Origin of the sequence: Flavivirga spongiicola (assembly GCF_030540825.1) — a bacterium.
Lineage (GTDB): Bacteria > Bacteroidota > Bacteroidia > Flavobacteriales > Flavobacteriaceae > Flavivirga > Flavivirga spongiicola.
The window spans coordinates 4,258,907-4,274,604 of the sequence record NZ_JAUOEO010000001.1 but is presented as its reverse complement, the minus strand read 5'-3'; the positions used below and the strand labels follow the sequence as shown (position 1 = coordinate 4,274,604).

The following is a 15,698-nucleotide window of genomic DNA, read 5'->3' as shown; positions in this document are numbered from 1 at the left end:
GATTGAGCCTTCATGGGGCAGAACTATTCAAACAGTACTAGCCTATCATTAAAAGTAAGAAGTCTAGTTGTGAAATTTTTACAAAAAATTACAACTAGACTTCAAATTTAATTCGATAATTTTTACCAATATATTATTAATTGGCGTTTAATCTTTTAAAGGTTGTTTGATTTCCTTTTTTAAATGTTTAGCATAAAAACCCATCATAGATTTGTAGAGAGCAATTCGATTTTCTTCTTTACCAAATCCATGACCTTCATCGTATTTTACCATATAAGGTACTTCAAAACCTTTAGCGCGGAGCGCACTTACAATTTGATCGGACTCATCTATATTAACCCTTGGGTCGTTAGCACCTTGAACAACAAAAAGGGGTTTTTTAATTTTATCTATTTGATATACTGGTGATACTTCTTCCATGATGGCTTTTTCTTCTGCGATGTCCTCATCATACCATATTTCTTTAATAATCTTTAAATAAGGTTTCCAATAAGGCGGAATGGTTTTCATAAAAGAAAATAAATTGGACACCCCAACATAATCAACACCACAGGCATATAAATCTGGTGTTTTTGTTAAACCACGAAGCACGGCATACCCACCATGACTACCACCATAGATAGCTGCATTGTTTTTATCTACCCAACCTTGATCGACTACATATTGTAAACCATCTTCAACATCGTCCATGGCTTTTCTGCCTATTTGTTTGAACCCAGACTCTAAAAATTCTTTTCCGTAACCACCAGAAATTCTAAAATTAACTTGCAAAGTGGCATAACCACGACTAGCAAACAATTGGGCTTCCGGATTAAAACCCCAAGAATCTCTTATACCTTGTGGACCTCCATGAGGATTAACGATAACCGGAACTTTTTCACCATTAAGGGCTTCTTTAGGCAATGTAATGTAGCCATGAATTGTTTTACCGTCTCTACTTTTAAAAGTAATAGGCCGCATTTCTGCCATATCTTTTTCAATAAGATTCGGCATGAGGTTATAAAGTAATTTAAATGCATCCTTTTTGGCGTCATATGAATAATAAGTACCATACAGTTTATCGCTTTGAAGAAAGATTAAATATTTACTCTCATCATCTGTTACATCTGGAATTGAATAGTTATATCCAGGGAATTTAGCAATGATCTTATGATGCAATTTTTTGTAATAGTTGCTTACAGGTATAACATAGCTTTTTTCGCCTTCATATGAAAAATAATCTAGCTCATAGCCTCTATTTCTGGATAACCCTAATCCTGAGACATCATAATCATCATTAGAAAATAACTTTTTAATGATTTTATCTTCTTTGAGGTCGTATAAATAAATTTGAGCTTTATCACTATCCAAATTTGATGTTATATAAGCTTCGTGTGGGTTGCTTGATGCGTAATTAAACGAAACGATATTAAAGTTATCTTTCCAACTTAACTGCTTTTTTACTTCGTAGTTTTCGCCATCTACAGTATAATATAAATCAATATTTACTCCATCACGAAGTTTAGCAAACCCACGTAGTTTCCCGTCTTTATCAAATACATAGCTATTGATTGGATTAGCGGCATCTTCATTTTTATATAATTGCCTTAGTTCTCCCGTTTCAATATTAATTTTATAAGGCTCGAATATTTGAGGATTATTTTGATTCATAGAAATAATCATATGATCTTTATCTTCTTTAAGCCCTTCTAAGATATTTACTTTTACACCTTCAAAAGGGGTTAATTCTTTAGCATTACTACCATCAATATTTACAGCAAATAAATGATAATCTTCGTTACCACCTTTGTCCATGACATAAACCAATCGACCTTCATTGGCCCAACCAAAACCACGGATTAATTCATCTTTTTCTTCAATAACCTTTGTTACTTCGTTTGTTTCAAGGTTTTTTACATACACATGATTTTTTGTGTTTTCGTCTTTTTCTCGATATGATAGATAGGTTCCGTTAGGTGAAAAACTAAACGATCTGGCTTTAGGTCTTGCAAAATAATCTTTAACAGCATATTTATAATTTGTAGGATTCCAATTAGCTAGTTTTTCCAGATCTATATCCGAAGTTGGCAACGCTGTATTTCCAGGAAGTGTTTTTACTGTTTTTGATAAAACAAGGGGAAGCTCTTTACCACCCTGATAAAAAGTGCCAGATAAAGTGTTTTCTTTTAAGGAGGCAACATACTTTATGCCTGCCTGATTAAATTTAATTGTAAGTGTATCGTTTGAATAAAGTGTTTCATCCATAGGTATGCCTGTGGCACCTTGTGATGGGCTATCCATAGTTGAGGCATAACCATCTTCTTCACTTTTAATATCAAATAATAGAGGTACTTCTGTTCCTTGAACAGATAATTTTCCTTTCCAAGAGCCAACAATATCTTGGGCATTCGTTTGAGCTACCGTGCATAAAAAAAATAATAATGCACTACTTAGTTTTAAAATAATAGTTTTCATTTATTGATATGGATTAAAGAATTGTCATTTTTAAACACGAATTACCGTATCATAATGTAATGATATATATAGTTAGAAGACAAAAAACGAATTTTGTTACAAATTCGTTTAAAAATATCATGCTATGTTAACAAAAGGTCAATTTCTAATCTCAGATAATTTAGTTGTTAACTCAAGTTTAATGGTAGTATCGCTATTGCTTAAAGGCAATTGATTTGCATTTAGAAGATTTGGGCTTTCTAACGGATTGACATTTAAATTAAACAAAGCTTCGGAGCCATTATTAAAATAAATGTATTTATGAGTGGCGTTTCTAATAGTAAAATCTTCATTTTCGGTATATATATAATCTCTCTTACCTGTATTATCACTGCTTACAAGTAAATTTTTAAAACTTTTACTATCATGAATTTCAGTATCTGATGTCCCAGCGATATTAGCTATGGTTGTGAAGAAATCTGTAGTGTTTATAAGCGCATCTTCTGTTTCGTTAATGCGCGTTACGTTTTTCCCTGAAACGATCATAGGTACATTAACACCTCCTTGATATACACTGCCTTTAGCTCTTGTAGATGGATGTTCTTGCACCACTTGATTGGGGGTGCCATTGTCTCCTATAAAAATAATAACGGTATTATCTTTTTCTTCTGAAGACATTGAATTTATTAATCTACCCATTTCAGTATCCAGAGCTTCAAGTGCAGCCATGTAATAGGGCAGTGGATTGCTGTCTATACTCACTTGATCTGAAGGTAAAGTTCCTTGGAAATGTAAATCGTTTGGAGGTAAGTGAAAAGGCGTGTGGGGTGCATTGTAAGCTAGCCATAAAAACCAAGGCGTTGTTTGCTCTGCAACCCAATTAATAGCTAAATCTGTAAACTTGGTTGTAGTATATTCTGTTGATTTTGTTGTGACACCATTTATTGTCAGGTTCCAATTCCAATAGGATTGAACCCCACCTCCTATAAGACCTGCGAAATGATTTATTCCCATATTATTTGGATGATTCTCATTATTAGACAAGTGCCATTTACCTATAACTGCATGATTATATGATGTGCTGGAATTTGTATCCATATAGCTTTGTAAAGAAGTTTCAGAAGTAGACAAAATATCACTAGCTTCCAGTACCCCCGTTTTAAATCCATATTTCCCTGTTAAAATAGTCGCTCTGGTGGGAGAACATGTTGGATTAGACCATAGGTTTGTAAACTTAATACCTGAATTTATTAAATTTTGTAAGTTGGGCATATTAGGTTTCGTACTTCCTATATCATAACCTGGAGCCGCATCGAGACCCATATCGTCGGCTATAATGAGCAAAATATTTGGAGCGTTATTTTGTGTGTTTTCAGCTTCTTCTTCGGCATTATCAATAGTTTCTATTGAATTATCACAAGAAGCAAATAATAGTATAAATATGCTAACAAATATATAACGAATCATTGGTCTTAAATTTTATTTATAAGGCAGGTTGTCACTTACTATGACTAAAAATAAACAAATAAGTTTAATGGCTACTTAACGTATTCATTTTCAATAAAAAAAATAATCATTTGTAATTTTCACATTAAACATTCGTAAAAAACCCTTCAAAGGTGTTATTTTTGCACGTCACAAAATTTTAGGGATGTCCATTTCAATAACAGAATTAGAAGAAAGAAAAGCCGGTAAAGATTTGTATAGCTACCAAAAAGGTGCTATCGATAAAATATTTAAGAGTTTTGACGAATCACCTCATGATTATCATTTATTATATCAATTACCAACTGGAGGTGGGAAAACAGTTATTTTTTCTGAAATTGTTAGGCAGTATCTTAAAAATCATAAAAAGAAGGTATTGGTGATGACACATCGTATTGAATTGTGTAGACAGACATCTAATGTGCTTACAGAATTTGGTGTGATGAACAAGGTTGTAGATAGTAAGGCAGATTTAAGCGATCAGGCAGATTATAGCTGTTTTGTTGCTATGGTTGAAACCTTAAATAACAGATTGAATGATGATAAATTAGATATTTCTGATATAGGTTTGGTCATTATTGATGAAGCACATTATAACTCCTTTACAAAACTCTTTAAATTTTTTAGTCAATCATTCATTTTAGGAGTTACAGCAACACCTTTAAGTTCGAGTATAGAATTACCAATGACTGATAATTATGATGAATTAATTGTTGGAGAGAGTATTGAATCTTTAATCGAAAATGGTTTTTTGTCTCGTGCTGAAATGTTTTCTTATAATGTCGGATTAACCTCGTTAGTAGTTGGAGCAAATGGTGATTATACGGTAAAGTCTTCAGAAGATTTATATACAGATAACGACATGTTAGGTAAGCTAGTACAAGCTTATGAAGAACGCTCTAAAGGTAAAAAGACATTGATATTCAATAATGGAATTAATACCTCGTTGCATGTTTACGATACCTTTAGAAGAGCAGGGTACCCTATAGCACATTTGGATAATACAAATACTAAGAAAGAACGCGCTCTTATTTTACAATGGTTTAAAAAGACGCCTGATGCTATTTTAACATCGGTAAGTATTTTAACTACAGGGTTCGACGAACCAACAGTTGAGAGTATTATTTTAAATAGAGCGACTAAATCATTAACACTTTATTATCAAATGATAGGTCGTGGATCTCGTATTTTAAAAGATAAGAATACGTTTAGTGTTATTGACTTAGGAAATAATTTTCATCGATTTGGACCTTGGGGAGACAATTTAGATTGGCAACGCATTTTTAAGTCGCCAAATTACTATTTAGATGCCATTTTAAGTGATGAAGAATTAGAAAGTAATTTCAGGTATGAAATGCCAGATGAATTGCGAGAAGAATTCTCAAAATCTAAAGAAGTCTATTTCGACATACAAAGAACCTATATAGAGTCTATTAGAGGAGGTGAATCTTCAAAAGTTGTTTTAGAACGCTCCATAGAGCAACACGCAAAAATTTGTATCGAAAATAGTGAAGATGTCTATGATGCTTTAGGATTAGCAAAAATGTTAGGGGACGATATTGATTTTAGAATACAGCGGTACACTAAGTGCATCAGCAAAAGTACTTATAATTTTGTAGAGTGGTTAAAGGGAGATTATAGAAAAAAATTAAACGCCTATTTGCGTTCAAATTTTGATGAAGTTTTTGAAGCCATTCATGGATATGCACCAGAGGATTAGAGCGCGCTTATAGTATTTTACTTCTAAATTATTATAACATACTTAAAATAAGGCGTATCTTTGTATTCAATTATTCACATTAAACACGTACAGTATTATAAACTATGGCAAAATCTCAAGTAACTTTTAATAAGATTGAAAAAGAAAAAAAACGCTTAAAGAAAAGAGAAGAAAAGCAAAAAAAGAAGGAAGCTCGTAGAGCTGAAGCAAAAGAAAATCCTCAAGGGATTCAATTTGCTTATGTAGACTTCAATGGTAATTTAACAGACACCCCACCGGATCCGGCAATGCGTGAAAAGGTAGAAGCCGAAAGTATTGAATTGGGAATTCCTAAGAAAGAAGACAGGGAAGAAGAAGAACCAGCAAACAAAGAAGGAAAAGTATCATTCTTTGATCATTCCAAAGGTTTTGGTTTTATAATTGATAGTGTAAATCAAGAAAAATACTTCGTACACGTAAGTGGATTGCTTGAGCCTATTGAAGAAAATGATAAAGTTACTTATGAGTTAGAACGCGGTCAAAAAGGAATGAACGCCGTTCGAGTGAAAAAGATTTAAAGCTCTTTTTTAAACTTTTCTGAATATAGTATTTCAGTTATCTTATTATTTCAATCATTAGCATAAATGAGTATATCGCGAAAAACGATTCTTATTATTTTAGCATTCTTTGCCATTTATGTTATTTGGGGATCTACTTATCTACTCAATAAAATTGCGGTAACAGAGATACCACCATTTTTTGTGGCTGCCATCCGTTTTACTATTGCAGGACTTATCATATTTATTATAGCTAAGTTTATGAAACTTAGACTAGCTATTAGTAGAAAACAATTTATTAATTGCACCATTGTTGGTTTTTTATTCTTGGTATATGGTAATGGTGTTTTTATTTGGGCTTTAAAGTATTTAGACAGTGGCTTTGCCGCACTTGAGGCTTCAACTCAACCTCTTTTTGTGTTATTATTGATGAGGCTTTTAGATGGTAAAAAAATGCAAACAAAATCTTTAATTGGCGTTGCATTAGGCATTATTGGCATGTACCTTTTAGTAAGCCAAAAAGAACTAGTTACTAATGATGAAAGTTTGTTAGGCATGTTCATGATCCTTACTTGTGTTTTAAGTTGGAGTTATGCCAGTGTTTTTGTAGCTAAAGCCGATTTGCCTTCAAATTATTTTGTTAGTACAGCATACCAAATGATTATTGCTGGAGTACTTTTAATAATAATAAGTTTGCTTTTAAATGAAAATTGGGTTTCACCTATAGATTGGAGTATTGAGGTGCAATGGTCTTTAATTCTTTTAATTTTATTTGGAAGTGTTATCGCTTTTACAGCATTTAATTATTTACTCAAAGTTGTTTCTACAGAGAAAGCTGCTACTTCAGCTTATGTAAACCCTATAGTTGCAATTATACTGGGCTGGTATGTACTTGATGAAGCTATAACAACTCAAACTATCATAGCCGCTTGTATCCTTTTAACAGGTGTTTTCTTTATTACATCACGTAAAAGAATGAAAACCAGAACTATTGGAAGTTAAGAATGCAATAAAGTTTATGCTTATCAGTACATTAGCATTCGCCTGTATGAATGCTATAGTTAAGCAATTACTGCATATTAGTGCCTTTCAAATTGTTTTTTTTAGGTCGATAAGTTCTTTAATTTTTACGTTTACTTTTCTACTAAAAAATAACATTCCCATTTTTGGGAATAAAAAAAAACTTCTAATTCTTAGAGGTATAGTAGGCGTTACTTCGATGACCTTCTTTTTTATGTCTACTAAATATTTACCTATTGGAACAGCGGTTTCATTACGATATATGGCTCCTATTTTTGCAGCTATTTTTGCTGTATTTTTATTACGTGAAAAAGTAAAATTATGGCAATGGCTTTTTTTCGCAATGGCATTTATGGGTGTTTTGGTTTTAAAAGGTTTTGATGCAGAATTAAATAGTTATGGACTCTTATTAGCTTGTATTTCTGCTATTTTTAGTGGATTAGTTTATATAACTATTAGTAAAATAGGTAAAAGAGATCACCCAGTTGTAGTTGTTAATTATTTTATGGTAATTTCTGCTATAGTAGGAGGGATATTATCTATAAATAATTGGATAACCCCAGTAGGTACAGAATGGTTACTGTTATTTGGATTGGGGGTTTTTGGGTATTTTGGACAATTGTACATGACGAAGGCTTTTCAGGTTGCGACCACAAACCAAGTAGCACCACTTAAATATTTGGAGGTTATTTACACCGTTTTATTTGGTATTTTTATTTTTAGCGAAGTTTATACCTTTTGGAGTTTATTAGGTATCTCATTAATTATTGGAGGATTAGTTTTGAATATCTTATATAAAGGAAAAGTAAAATAAGTGTATCAAATGAGGTTTTAAAGTTTTTGATGATACAATTTATAAAAAATAACCCGTTGAACATTTTGAAATCTATAAACCAAAAAATGTGTCAGTTCGAAAGGCTAGTCTTGGACTAGTCAAAAAAATCGAGAACTACTTTTTATACCGTAATATTTTATTCTCGATACCAACCATGAAATTTATTCGAACCTACCTGCTGGAAAGCAGGTTGACAAATTTAACCTTAAATGAACAACGGGTAAGATAATATGCTTTTAATTAACTTTAATAATCCTAGAATCTGCTTTTAAATTTTCACGAATAATAGTTGCATTGCCTTTGTAACGTAATGTACAGTCTGCAAAAGCTTCAATATTTATAGTTTTAGATACCGTTATATTTGCTTGACAATCGGCCATCATTTTTATTTTTAGATCCTTAATCCGTAAATCATAGCCTGAAAGTTTAGCATCTGCCGAAAGATCTGCATTCAGAGCGTTCACCGAACCCAATAAATCTGCATTAGCATCTGCTGCTGCTTTAAGCTCTAAGTAGTCAACATCTACTTCACCAGAGAAAAAACTATCAGCGGTTATTTTTATTTTCGCGTTATCTCCAACTAAAGTGTTTTCTAAATAGATTTGAGAATCAGCAGTTACATAAAAGTTATTAATAGGTTTCGTAGTAATGTATACATTTAATGTTTCTTTTCCTTTAATTTTAAAATTGTTTTTAAAGCGTATAATTAGCTCATTGTTTTTTTTAGTGGCTATAATATAATCGTGTAAATTTTCATTGGCTTCTACTTTAATGGATTCTTCAGTGTTAGAAAAGGTTATATAAGCAGTAAACCCATTGGCTATTTTAACCGACGAGTAATCGGTGATATTGACATCCCTATAAGTTACAATATCATTTGCATTTACGTGTATTGTATCTACACTACAAGATGATAAAATAAGAATACCCAAAAAGGTTAATGTTATATATAGTCTGTTCGTTTTCATTGTGATTGATTGATTGATTGATTGATGTTTAATTTATACTACTGATTCATATTTTTGTTAAGCTCCATAATTGGAATCCATTGAAAATTAATAGGATACCATTCATTACTTTCATTATCCATCTTTAAATATACTTTGTTGTTTTTAGAATGCACATATTGTGAATTCACTCGATTTGATTTTTTCTTAAATGTCATCTTTTATATTTTTTTTATAGCGATTTCTCCCCATGTTAAATACACCAATTTTAATTCCTATGCCTCCAGAAATACCATTTATTCTTGTTAGATCATATTCAGGTTGAAAACTTACTCTGCTAGAAAGCCTGTATTTTATTCCAGCCTCAATTTGTATATATCTATTAATATTATAAAGTACATTAATACCTGGTTCAACAACAAAAACACGTTCCCAATCATCGTCATCTATAATAATCTCAACGTCATCAACGTAATCATCCACTAATGCCACACCACCAGCTCCAATGAGTAAAGGAAATGAAAGATTAACTTTAGATTTACTAAAAAATATAGGCTCTAAATGCAAGCCCCCATAGACGCCTACTAAATCTCTATTATTATTATCTAGACCGAGTTTATTCATGTCTGAATAAAACCCTGTAGCTATAAAACCAATTTCAAATTGTTGATTTGCGACATAAGCAACCTTAAAACTGGACGAAAACGTTTCAGCTTTATCGATGGTCCCGTAATTAAAGCTTAATCCTAAATACACACCATGTACGGTATTTTTACGATCGTTAAACTCAATATAATCTTCAGATTCTTGGGCGTTAATACTATTTATAAAGCAAAATAATGCTAATAAAAGAAAAGCTCTGCGAGGTTTCATATTTGTCATATTCAGGTTTATATAATTTATAGACAACATAATTTATAATTGGTTGCATCTAAAATGATTTTTTTTAAATTATTTAATTTTTTTTCAGATAATTAATGATTTTTATTCTTTTAAAACGATAACACCTTTTTTTCCAGTGAATGAGAATACACCAGAAGTAGTTTTTCCATAGGTACCATTAATCTCTCGTATCCTTTTACTCTTATCAATCATATTATTCTCAATATTATAAAAAGTTTTAGGCAGTCTTAATAAACCTTGCTCCAATGTAGCATTAAACTTAAAAGATAAACCCGTAATATTGATATTAATATCTGATGATTCTTGGTTTATGGAAACAAAGGCATCGGGCTGATTTATTTTAGCAACCCGTAGTTCTGCAACTTTCATACTAAGGCTGATTTTTTCTTCGATAGCTTCTATTTGGGCATTAGAAAAGTTTAATTCTCCTTGTATTATTTCAACCTTTTGAATGATTATCTCGTCCTTACTTGAAATGACTTCTAGATCTTTAACCTGATCAATTTCAATTTTTGTTCCACTGGTTTTTAGCAGTAATTTATTAGATGATTCTATATCTATATCACCATTTTTTAGGCTAATGGTTCCGTAAGCGATAGATTTACTTCTTAGTTTCCCAAACTTCATTGTTACTCTTGCATTGGTAATAGCTTCGTTAATCCACAAATCACCATGTTCTATGTTTGCTTTTAATCGTCCTGTCCAATTGTCAATAATAACATCGCCAAACTTATTTGTAATATCAATTTCAGCATTTATTGGTAAATAAATGGTGTAATTTATTTCAACATTACTTTTATCAAACTCAAAAGGGTTTACCTTATTAAAATACCTGGAAAAAAGACTGGTGTTCTTTTCTGAAATTTCTGAAGTAATGCTTACAAAATCATCTACTGTTTTTATATTAGCAACTATACGATCAAGAAGGGTTTTTGCATTTTCTTTTTTCTTATTAGTTACTTTAATATCTATTTTTATAGAAATATCGTTTTCTTCCCAACCATTAATAGTTACATTACCATACTTATTATTTAAATGGAACTCTCCGGCATTTGTCATTTCGTATATTTCTTCAATAGTTTTTGTCAAAACTTCTTGAGAATACATTGAAAAGCTTAATAGCAATAAAGCGATTGGAGTTATTTTTTTATAAAGTATATACATCATCATTGTCCAATTTTTTAGAACTATTAATTTGTTCTAATAAGTTCTCTATTAATTCAATTCTCTTTTTGTAATTAATTACTATAGCTTCTAAAACCCGCTCACTGTCTACATTTTTTTGTAGCTCTACTTTTAGTAATTCATATTCAACATCCAATTCATCCATAAAGGATAAAAACTCTTTTTTTTCTTCGGATGATAATTGCGTGCTTTTATTAACAAGCCTTACTTGATAAGCGACTAAACCTTTGTAGTGAGAATCAATATCGTTAAGCTCTTGTAATGCTAAGTTATTTTGAGCATTTTTATTTGCTTGACCAACTATTAATATATTAATTAATGAAAACAAACCTAAAGCTATAATGACGGTTGCCGCAACTTTAAATATGGGGTTGCTCCATAATTTAATAGTTTTTGTTTTAGGTTCTGGCTTATTTAATCCAGATTCAATGTTTGCCCAAAGTTTGCTTTTATCTGCTTTGTGCACATCAAAAAGCGCTTTGTTTTCTTTTATATATTTTTCGAAATTATCCATTTATAATGTCTTTACAATTTCAATTAATTTTTTCTTTGCTCTGTGATACTGTGATTTAGAAGTAGAGGGGGTTATTCCCAGTATTTCTGAAATCTCTATATGATCATAACCTTCAACTAAGTATAAGTTTATAATCTGTTGATATCCAGATGGTAACAATCTAATTCCTTTGATTATATTTTTAATATCTACCTCAGGAGACATATTTTCTGTATCCTCCTTTATATGGTACATTTGGTTCTCTATAGGTACTATTGGTATTTTTTTCTTTTTTAATTGATTGATACTTTTATTAATTACGATACGTTTTAACCAAGAACCAAAAGTACTTTCATATCTAAAAGATGATAAATTATTAAATGCTTCAATAAAACTATCTTGAACAACATCTTCGGCATCTTCTTTTATATGCATCATGCGCATACTTACATTATACATAGCATCAACATAAAGTTCATACAAATTGTATTGTGCATTTCTATCTCCTAACTTGCTTTTTTCAACAAGTGATTTATGAGTGTATAATATATTGGTCTCCAATTATTTTGCTAGCTCTAAACTGCCTTAAAAATGGTTTTATTCTTTTAGCTACTATTATAGACAACAAAATAAGCAAAGGGTTGCATTTAGCATAAAAAAAAATATTTTTATGAAAAATATCTTGCGAAATAGAAAAAAGATGTACTTTTGTAGACGACTGGTCTAATATTAAAATGAAAAAAGATACTGTAAATAATATTTTAGCTATAGGAGCAGAGTTGGTATTAAAGAAAGGATACAATAATGTTGGCATTCAGGAAATTCTGGACACTGCAGCTATTCCAAAAGGGTCATTTTACTATTATTTTAAAAGTAAAGAAGACTTTGGTTTACAATTAATAAAATACCATTCAGAACATTCGATTAGTATTTTAGATAGTTATTTAAAAGACGATAATTTAAACCCCAGAGAGCGTATCCTTGTTTTTTTTAGTAAAATGAGAAACCTGTATGTAAAGAATGGTTTTAAAGAGGGGTGCTTGTTAGGTAATTGTAGCTTAGAACTATCAGATCAATCAGAAAGCTTGCGTACTTCAATTGCATCGGGTTTAGAGCTTTGGGATGCTAGTTTCGAAACATGTATTGGTGAAGGGCAAGAGTTGGGTGTCATTAAAAAAGAAAAAACATCTAAGGACATGGCAAGTTTTATAATTTCTGGTTGGGAAGGATCTCTTTTAAGAATGAAATCTTCCAGATCTAGTAAATCTATAGATGTGTATATTGAATTTCTGGACGAATATATATTATGATTTTTTTTTGATTTATTAATAGTCGACTGGTCTAATATTAAAAAATATAATAATGAATATTAAAGAAAAATTAAAAGCTTTAAATCTAGAGCTTCCAAATGTATCAACTCCAGGAGGGGCATACGAGTCAGTGAATATTAGAGGAAACATTGCATATGTGGCCATTCAGTTTCCTATTATAAATGGAACATTACATTATCAGGGAAGGCTAGGAGCAAAACTAACAACAGAAGATGGTTATAAGGCCATGCAAATGTGTGCACTAAATGTAATTGCTCAAATAGATAAAAAAGTTGGTTTTAATAACATTGAAGGTTTAAATCACCTAGACGTCTATTATCAATCTCACGATGACTGGAACGATGCACCAAAAGTAGTTAATGGGGCTTCAGATTTATTTATAAATATGTTAGATGATAAAGGGACACATTCCAGAGCCATATTTGGTGTAGATAAACTTTACAGTAATTTAAGTGTGGGCTTAACCTGCACATTTACTCTTAATAAATAAAACAAAAATTTAAATGAAAATGAATGTATTTGAATCCTATCAATTAGGAAATACAACTCTTAAAAATAGAGTTGTCATGGCGCCAATGACGAGATGTCGTGCTATAAATAACATCCCTAACGACCTCATGGCTGAATATTATGAACAAAGGGCGGGAGCTGGTTTAATAATCACAGAAGGCACTTCGCCGTCTCCAAACGGTTTAGGATACCCTAGAATACCTGGGGCTTTTAGCGATGAACAAATTGCTGGCTGGAAGAAAATAGCTGATGCTGTACATCAAAAAGATGGTAAAATATTTGTGCAATTGATGCACTGTGGCCGTATTACCGGAAAAGCTAATTTACCGGAAGGTGCTTTTACTGTAGGGCCGTCTGCGGTTCAAGCTGATGGAGAAATTTTTACTGAAACAGGCATGGTGGCTCATGATACTCCAAAAGAAATGACACTTGAAGACATAGAGATTGCTAAAAATGAATTTGCCAATGCCGCTTTTAGATTGGTAAATGAGGCTGGAGTTGATGGTATAGAAATTCATGCAGCAAATGGTTATTTATTAAATCAGTTTTTAAACCCAAAATCCAACCAAAGAACCGATTTTTATGGAGGAAACTTCGTTAATAGGAGCCGTTTTGTAATAGAAACAACAAAACAGGTTGTTGAAAAAATAGGACCAGAAAAAGTAGGGATTCGTTTTTCTCCTTATGGTGCATTTAATGATATGGAGGCCCATCACAACGAAGTAGAAAGTATTTTTACTTATTTGGCAGAAGAACTGTCCCAATTGAAGATAGCCTATATACATGTTGTAGACCAGCGTGTTGCCTTTTCTGCTCCAGATTTCACTTCAGATATTCAAAAAATAATTAAGGAGAGATTTAAAGGTACAGTAATTACTGGTGGCGATATTAATAATTCGGAAAAAGCAGCATCCGTTTTAAGCAAAGGATACGATTTAGTTTATGTAGGGAGACCATACATTTCTAACCCCAATTTTGTTGATCAAATTAAGCTAAATAAAGAGTTAGTACCTCCAAATATGGATTTGTTTTATTCATCAGAAGCAGAAGGCTATACCACTTATTAGAAAGCGTTTTTAGTATTATATAAAAGAGGCTGAATTCCAAGTTAAGAAACCAGGAATTCAACCTCTTTTTTTATAGAAAATAATGTGGTTATAATATTATTTTGGCAACTATTAGGCTAGCTATTAGCTTATTTGTATTTTGGGCATTTCTGATATTAACCATATTAACTAATTTAATGAAAATACCTAGAAGTGTAAATGTTTTTAGGAGTAAGGTGATGAAAGGGCTGACTAAAAATATAGGAAACTCATATTCTATTCCTAAAATTAACCCAAATAGCAAAATTGAAATAAAAAGTATACTCATTTCCAGACCCAATCACAGATTGGGAAATCAATTACTACTAACCCCATTAGTACAAGAAGTTATTAATACGTTTCCTGATTGTAAAATTGATTTATTCGTTAAAGGAGGTGTTGCTTATCCAGTTTTTGAAAATTATGAGCAAATCGATAAAATTATTCAATTGCCTAAAAAGCCATTTAGCCATTTGTTAGATTATGGGTGGTGTTGGTTAAAACTGAAAAAGAAGCACTATGATTTGGTCATTAATGGTGATAAAAATTCATCATCCGGGAGGTTATCAACTCAATTTTCTAAAGCCACATATAAAATTTTTGGTGATGTTGATGAAGAAATTCAGAATACTTATAAGGATTACGAGCATATTTCAAAATATCCCATTTATATTTTAAGACATTTTTTAGAAAAGTTAGGATTTTCTAAAAATAATAATGAAATCCCAGTTTTAAATATAAAGTTGAGTGAAGTTGAAATAGCAAACGGTAAAAAAATATTAGACACTATTGCAGATAATGATAAAAATACCATTTGTATCTACACCAATGCAACTGGATCAAAATGTTATTCTGAAGATTGGTGGGAAACTTTCTATACACGTTTAAAAAAGGAATATTCTAATTATAATATTATAGAAATGCTTCCTATTGAAAACATTTCAAAAATATCATTTAAAGCACCAAGTTTTTATAGCAAAGATATTCGAGAAATGGGAGCCATTATTAAAAACACGACTGTGTTTATTGCCGCAGATAATGGCGTTATGCATTTAGCAAGTGCATCCTTAACGCCTACGGTTGGTTTCTTTTCGGTAACAAACCAAAACATATATGAGCCTTATGGTAATGGGAGTGTTGCTTTAAACACTAATAAAACAACAATTGATGATTGGTTTATAGAGATAGATAGAATACTTAAGTCGTGATTTAAAC

General features: G+C 31.4%; 16 protein-coding genes. 8 read left to right on the top strand and 8 right to left on the bottom strand.

Annotation, left to right across the window (positions count from 1 at the left end):
• Positions 1 to 147: 147 nt before the first annotated feature.
• Positions 148 to 2,454 (bottom strand): S9 family peptidase, encoded by a 2,307-nt coding sequence (locus Q4Q47_RS17105; protein WP_303307856.1) that lies wholly within the window; start codon positions 2,452 to 2,454, stop codon positions 148 to 150.
• A gap of 138 nt (positions 2,455 to 2,592) precedes the next feature.
• Positions 2,593 to 3,900 (bottom strand): sulfatase-like hydrolase/transferase, encoded by a 1,308-nt coding sequence (locus tag Q4Q47_RS17100; RefSeq protein WP_303307855.1) that lies wholly within the window; start codon positions 3,898 to 3,900, stop codon positions 2,593 to 2,595.
• A 184-nt stretch (positions 3,901 to 4,084) separates the two neighbouring features.
• Here Q4Q47_RS17100 and Q4Q47_RS17095 point away from each other — a divergent pair, with 184 nt between their 5' ends.
• The 4 genes from Q4Q47_RS17095 (at position 4,085) to Q4Q47_RS17080 (ending at position 8,008) form a co-directional block, all read left to right on the top strand.
• Positions 4,085 to 5,638 carry a DEAD/DEAH box helicase gene (locus Q4Q47_RS17095; protein WP_303307854.1) on the top strand — a complete coding sequence of 518 codons (1,554 nt, stop codon included), beginning with the start codon at positions 4,085 to 4,087 and terminating at the stop codon, positions 5,636 to 5,638.
• Between the two features lie 104 nt (positions 5,639 to 5,742).
• A complete protein-coding gene (locus tag Q4Q47_RS17090) occupies positions 5,743 to 6,195 on the top strand; it encodes a cold-shock protein (RefSeq protein ID WP_303282319.1) in 453 nt (150 codons plus the stop codon).
• A gap of 66 nt (positions 6,196 to 6,261) precedes the next feature.
• Positions 6,262 to 7,176, top strand: a complete 915-nt coding sequence (locus tag Q4Q47_RS17085) for an EamA family transporter (protein ID WP_303307853.1) — start codon at positions 6,262 to 6,264, stop codon at positions 7,174 to 7,176.
• A gap of 16 nt (positions 7,177 to 7,192) precedes the next feature.
• The gene (locus Q4Q47_RS17080) at positions 7,193 to 8,008 is read left to right on the top strand and encodes a DMT family transporter (protein WP_303308489.1); all 816 of its coding nucleotides are present in this window, start codon (positions 7,193 to 7,195) and stop codon (positions 8,006 to 8,008) included.
• Between the two features lie 257 nt (positions 8,009 to 8,265).
• Here Q4Q47_RS17080 and Q4Q47_RS17075 read toward each other — a convergent pair whose 3' ends face one another.
• The 6 genes from Q4Q47_RS17075 to Q4Q47_RS17050 form a co-directional block, all read right to left on the bottom strand.
• Positions 8,266 to 8,997, bottom strand: coding sequence for a GIN domain-containing protein (locus Q4Q47_RS17075; protein ID WP_303307852.1), 732 nt, complete (start codon positions 8,995 to 8,997; stop codon positions 8,266 to 8,268).
• Between the two features lie 38 nt (positions 8,998 to 9,035).
• Positions 9,036 to 9,194 (bottom strand): hypothetical protein, encoded by a 159-nt coding sequence (locus Q4Q47_RS17070; RefSeq protein ID WP_303307851.1) that lies wholly within the window; start codon positions 9,192 to 9,194, stop codon positions 9,036 to 9,038.
• On the bottom strand, positions 9,184 to 9,849 hold the full coding sequence (locus Q4Q47_RS17065) for a hypothetical protein (protein WP_303307850.1): 666 nt from the start codon (positions 9,847 to 9,849) through the stop codon (positions 9,184 to 9,186). Before Q4Q47_RS17065 ends, Q4Q47_RS17070 begins: the two co-directional genes overlap by 11 nt.
• A gap of 111 nt (positions 9,850 to 9,960) precedes the next feature.
• On the bottom strand, positions 9,961 to 11,049 hold the full coding sequence (locus tag Q4Q47_RS17060) for a hypothetical protein (RefSeq protein ID WP_303307849.1): 1,089 nt from the start codon (positions 11,047 to 11,049) through the stop codon (positions 9,961 to 9,963).
• Positions 11,027 to 11,578, bottom strand: coding sequence for a hypothetical protein (locus Q4Q47_RS17055; RefSeq protein ID WP_303307848.1), 552 nt, complete (start codon positions 11,576 to 11,578; stop codon positions 11,027 to 11,029). Before Q4Q47_RS17055 ends, Q4Q47_RS17060 begins: the two co-directional genes overlap by 23 nt.
• The gene (locus Q4Q47_RS17050) at positions 11,579 to 12,118 is read right to left on the bottom strand and encodes an RNA polymerase sigma factor (RefSeq protein ID WP_303307847.1); all 540 of its coding nucleotides are present in this window, start codon (positions 12,116 to 12,118) and stop codon (positions 11,579 to 11,581) included.
• A 173-nt stretch (positions 12,119 to 12,291) separates the two neighbouring features.
• Here Q4Q47_RS17050 and Q4Q47_RS17045 point away from each other — a divergent pair, with 173 nt between their 5' ends.
• From Q4Q47_RS17045 to Q4Q47_RS17030, 4 genes are all read left to right on the top strand, one after another.
• Positions 12,292 to 12,867 carry a TetR/AcrR family transcriptional regulator gene (locus Q4Q47_RS17045; protein WP_303307846.1) on the top strand — a complete coding sequence of 192 codons (576 nt, stop codon included), beginning with the start codon at positions 12,292 to 12,294 and terminating at the stop codon, positions 12,865 to 12,867.
• Between the two features lie 52 nt (positions 12,868 to 12,919).
• Positions 12,920 to 13,378 (top strand): RidA family protein, encoded by a 459-nt coding sequence (locus Q4Q47_RS17040; RefSeq protein ID WP_303307845.1) that lies wholly within the window; start codon positions 12,920 to 12,922, stop codon positions 13,376 to 13,378.
• Positions 13,379 to 13,397: 19 nt separating this feature from the next.
• Positions 13,398 to 14,465 carry an alkene reductase gene (locus Q4Q47_RS17035; protein ID WP_303307844.1) on the top strand — a complete coding sequence of 356 codons (1,068 nt, stop codon included), beginning with the start codon at positions 13,398 to 13,400 and terminating at the stop codon, positions 14,463 to 14,465.
• 176 nt (positions 14,466 to 14,641) lie between these two features.
• Positions 14,642 to 15,691 (top strand): glycosyltransferase family 9 protein, encoded by a 1,050-nt coding sequence (locus Q4Q47_RS17030; RefSeq protein ID WP_303307843.1) that lies wholly within the window; start codon positions 14,642 to 14,644, stop codon positions 15,689 to 15,691.
• Positions 15,692 to 15,698: the final 7 nt, after the last annotated feature.